Consider the following 4,534-nt stretch of genomic DNA (forward strand, 5'->3'; position numbering starts at 1 on the left):
CAACCTTCTCGTAATCCAAAGCACCCTTTTTCACCGGAGCCACCGCAAAGCCCGTCTGCACGGTAAACTTGCTCAAGTTCGGAAACTGAAAATAGAAGCCGACCAGCCTTTCGGATGCCGAGCGGTCGGACAGATTGTCCTTGTCAAGGCAGAAGCGCAGGGCATACTGAAATATCTCCTGCAGCGTCAGCACATCCTCCAGAATGGCAAAACAGCTTTGCAGCTGCCCCAGTCTCCGCGCTTCAATATCATCCTGAAAATAGACCGGGGTTGCCAGGATATTGTTCAGCGCGCCCACCAGGAAGAAAAAAGCGTAGTCATGCTTGTCCTTTAACAGCTCCGCTGCGTCAAAAATACCATTTCGTATAATGTCGTAATTCAAGCTTGTCTGCGGTATGCCGGCAAGCTCTTTTAATTTATCTTCAAGGGCATTCAGATCAAGCTCGCAGAAGCTTACCAGCCCTTCTCCGATCTGCCCGCTTCGCCGAAAGCCGTGCTTTTGTTCATCTGAGTACCAGAGAATGTTCATGAATGACTGATTGTCGATGAAAACTTTGAAATACGGAAACATGCTGCCCTCCGCAAATAATGGATTTTCTCAAAAATATATTATTTGCATTCTCTGTATCATTCTACCACGGCATTTGTAAAAATAAAATCAGGGCAAAAAAAGATTAAAAATTGAATAGCCGTACCCGGAGCGGATGTACTTTCAGGCGAAGCATGCAGGGACCCTGCAAATGTAGGCAAGCGTGCCAATGAGATGAAAACGCCGTGCTGGTTACGCAAGGCCGCAGGGCAGGAACCTGGCCGGGAGCACGGTGCAAAAATTAAAACAAGCAGAACTCTGTGGACGGAGGTGAGAATATGCAGAAAAAGAAATCAAGGCTCATCCGGATGAGCGACATTCCGTCGGAGCAGGTGCAATGGCTGTGGTATCCGTACATCCCCTATGGCAAGGTCACCATCATTCAGGGCGATCCCGGAGAAGGGAAAACCTCTTTTGTTCTGGCGATGATCGCGCTGCTGACCAACGGCGAGCCGCTGCCGGAGGAAGAAGCGGCAAGTCCTCCCATCAACGTCATCTACCAGTCGGCGGAGGACGGGCTGGCGGACACCATCAAGCCCCGGCTGGAGCGATCGGGCGCGGACTGTTCCCGTGTATTGGTGATTGATGAATCAGATAAGGAACTGACGCTGTACGATGAGCGGCTGGAACAGGCTGTGCAGGAAACGGGCGCACGCCTGATTGTACTCGATCCGCTGCAGGCTTATCTCGGTTGTGACGTGGATATGTACCGCGCCAACGAGGTGCGTCCGGTGATTAAACGTCTGTGTTCCATGGCGGATCGCACCGGCTGCGCTGTCATATTAATCGGACATATGAACAAGGCGCAGGGATTGAAAGCTTCCTACCGTGGTTTGGGCTCCATCGATTTCCGCGCAGCGGCAAGAAGCGTGCTTCTGGTCGGGAGACTGAAAGATAACCCAGGTATCCGGATCGTTGCCCACGACAAAAGCAGCCTGGCTCCTGAGGGAAAATCCATCGCGTTTTCTCTGGATGCGGAGAACGGTTTTCAGTGGAAAGGATACTGCGACGCCACAGTGGATGAAGTTCTCTCCGGCACTGGCTCCGTGCAGACCAAGACGATGCTGATGGAGGACGAACTGAAAAAGTTGCTGATCGATCCCGTTCCCGTAGAAGAAGTGTTCCGGAGGGCGACAGAGCTGGGCATTTCGGAGCGCACCGTCAACATTGCAAAGAAAAACATCGGCGCTCAGTCTGTGAAGCTGGGGAGCCAATGGTACTGGCAGCTTCATGATTCAAGGATGTAAGGGTGCAATGTCTTATATACTTTGCATCCTTGCAACCTTCCCAAACCTTCGCGGAGCAAAGTGTAACCAAGTGGGCTAACTTTGAGGCATGGCGGGGGGCGGCATCGGCGGGAAGTATACCATGTTGGCTAACTTTTAAACAGTCTGCAGCAAAACAGGCGGAACTTGCACCAACATGGCTCACATTTGGCGCTTTCAAAATTCGGACAAACGAAACTTAAACCAACTTGGCTCATTTTTACGAAGTATGAACATCAGCAAGCAACAGCCTGTATTCACCGCATATTCACCTCTGTACCGCCTTTTCCCGGCAGGATGATACCCATACACCCGCAGGCAGGACAATGCCATGGACAGGGCTTTGTGGAGGAACGGCGGCGCAATCAACTGTTACCTATATTCAGCTTATTTCAGGAGGTGAACCATACGGCCGAAAATGAGGCAGGTTAAAGGCACGGGGTCGCTGGAGGTGCCCCCGCGCCGGACACACCGCCCCGCAACGCGGGTCGGGGACGGTACCTCTCAGGGGGTCGGAATTCGGTTCAAGGTACCGCAATAGGTGGTCGTATGACTTTAAAACAGCCTCCAATCCCACTGTTTATCTGCATTTGGCAAGGTGTCGCAGACGGCTGTACTGCGGCACCAAAGCGAAAATAACAAAGAAAGGGATGAGATACCCATGAGCAAACGAGTAAAATCCGGGCTTGCCATTACGCCGGCGCACCTGAAGCTCTGTGATGATAACCTCAGACGCGCGAATGCAGATTCCCGCAACGAATTCGTGGAAAAAGCCATTGAATTCTATGCCGGATACTTAAACGCCGAACAGAATCCAAAATTCTTTGACGAAATGTTCACCTCGGCCGTGCAGCAGAAGATGGAGCAGGTCGGCAAATCCCTCGGCACCGGGCAGTATAAAATTTCTGTGGAGCTGGCAAAGCTATGCCACTTAATCGCAGCGCAAATGCGTGTGACGGATGACCAGATGCAGCGGCTGCACCAAAAATGTTCGGAGGAAGTGAAAGCGCTGGGCAGTGTCCCCACCTTTGAACAGGCTTACCGGTATCAGCACGAAGGCCAATAATATCATAATTTTGGAAATTCAATGAGTAATAAAATCAGTACAAAAATAATTGACAGGAGGGAATTTTCATGAAAGAAAACCAAGAATGTTTAACCGCTTACGCGTTTCGCGGAAGCATTATCGTGCTTCGGGACAACCATCCAAAGGTGTCGCAGGCAGAGGCACTGTTTGAAAAGTACGGCAGAATGAAGAAGCGCGTATGGCTCAGGCGGGTCAAAAACTTAAACCGGCACTACCTGGAAACCGGTATTTGGGGCAGTTATGACACGGCGGGAATTGTTGAAAGCGAGCTTGACGGCACGCCGGTCGCACTGTTCGAGGATACAAAACTCAAGGAAGAACCAGATGGCATTTGCCTGGAACGTCACATGATTGTGGCCGGGAAAAAGTTCGCCGTTAGCTCGGTGTTTCCCAAGGACGCTTCCTCAACCCCTACCGACAAGCTCCTTTCCTTGATCGACAAGGAACAGAAAGCGGAGCGAAATTCTTTCTGAAAAATCAGTAGACTTCCGGCAAACTCTTCGGTATGCTTGGGATTGCGGAGTTTCCGCAATCCCATTTTCCGTATCGGTTTGCCAACGAAAAAGGAGGTATTTATGAAACAGGCAAACCTGAAATATACAATACTCTATGGCAGGCTAAGTCAGGAGGATGAGCGTGACGGCGAGTCTAACAGCATACAGAACCAAAGATTGATGCTGGAGAAGTATGCTGCTGACAACGGATTTGAGAACATTCTCTTCCTTTCTGACGATGGCTACAGCGGAACAAACTTTAACAGGCCGGCATGGAAAGAACTGATGAAGCTGGTGGAAAACGACGAAGTGGCAACGATAATCGTCAAGGACATGTCCCGGCTCGGTAGAGACTATTTGCTGGTCGGTCAGTATACCGAGATGATATTCCCCAGTTATGGAGTCCGCTTCATCGCCGTCAATAACAACGTGGACAGCCTCTATGGTGACAATGATTTCACTCCGTTTGTGAATCTGTTCAACGATTTCTACGCCAAAGATACCAGCAGGAAAATCCGTGCAGTCGTGAAATCAAAAGCGGAACGTGGCGAACGTGTGGCGACTAGAGCGCCCTACGGCTACAAGAAGGACGAGAGCGACCCCAAAAGGAAGATTGTTCCCGATGAGGATGCCGCGCCGGTTGTGCAAAAGATTTTTAGTCTCTGTGCCGGAGGGAAAGGACCCAGCCAGATCGCACGGCAGTTGAAAAAGGAACAGGTTCTCACGCCGGGCAATTATTACTACCGCAAAACCGGCGTCCTTCTGACCGGCGTGGATACCGCAAGACCCTTTGACTGGAGCAGCCGGACGGTCGCCGATATTTTGGAGGATGAGGTCTACTTGGGACACACCATCAACCTACGGTTCACCACGGTATCCTACAAAAACAAGAAACGGATCGAACGCCCAAAATCGGAACAGCTTCGGTTTGAGAACACTCATGAGCCGCTGGTAACGCAGGAAACCTGGGACATCGTGCAGGACATCCGGAAGCACAAGCGGCGCAGGGCGGACATGGCGGAACAGAATATGTTCTCCGGCCTGGTCTACTGCGCCGACTGCGGCGGGACGATGGTGCTCCACCGGGCCCACACCATGG

4 protein-coding genes and 1 pseudogene are annotated in these 4,534 nt (G+C 51.3%); 4 read left to right on the plus strand and 1 reads right to left on the minus strand.

Annotated features, from left to right (window positions below; all coding sequences use genetic code 11):
- Positions 1–571 (minus strand): annotated as a pseudogene (locus tag P9B68_RS11605) (hypothetical protein); the annotation flags it as partial.
- A 296-nt stretch (positions 572–867) separates the two neighbouring features.
- Here P9B68_RS11605 and P9B68_RS11610 point away from each other — a divergent pair.
- From P9B68_RS11610 to P9B68_RS11625, 4 genes are all read left to right on the plus strand, one after another.
- Positions 868–1,836, plus strand: a complete 969-nt coding sequence (locus P9B68_RS11610) for an AAA family ATPase (RefSeq protein ID WP_277669110.1) — start codon at positions 868–870, stop codon at positions 1,834–1,836.
- 679 nt (positions 1,837–2,515) lie between these two features.
- Complete coding sequence (locus P9B68_RS11615; RefSeq protein WP_277669111.1) at positions 2,516–2,920, plus strand: hypothetical protein; 405 nt, start codon at positions 2,516–2,518, stop codon at positions 2,918–2,920.
- Between the two features lie 68 nt (positions 2,921–2,988).
- Positions 2,989–3,414, plus strand: a complete 426-nt coding sequence (locus P9B68_RS11620; RefSeq protein ID WP_277669112.1) for a hypothetical protein — start codon at positions 2,989–2,991, stop codon at positions 3,412–3,414.
- A 102-nt stretch (positions 3,415–3,516) separates the two neighbouring features.
- Positions 3,517–4,534, plus strand: a 1,018-nt coding sequence (locus tag P9B68_RS11625; protein WP_277669113.1) for a recombinase family protein, incomplete at its 3' end; no start/stop codon positions are given.

Origin of the sequence: Caproiciproducens galactitolivorans (assembly GCF_029266045.1) — a bacterium.
Classification (GTDB): Bacteria; Bacillota; Clostridia; order Oscillospirales; family Acutalibacteraceae; genus Caproiciproducens; species Caproiciproducens galactitolivorans.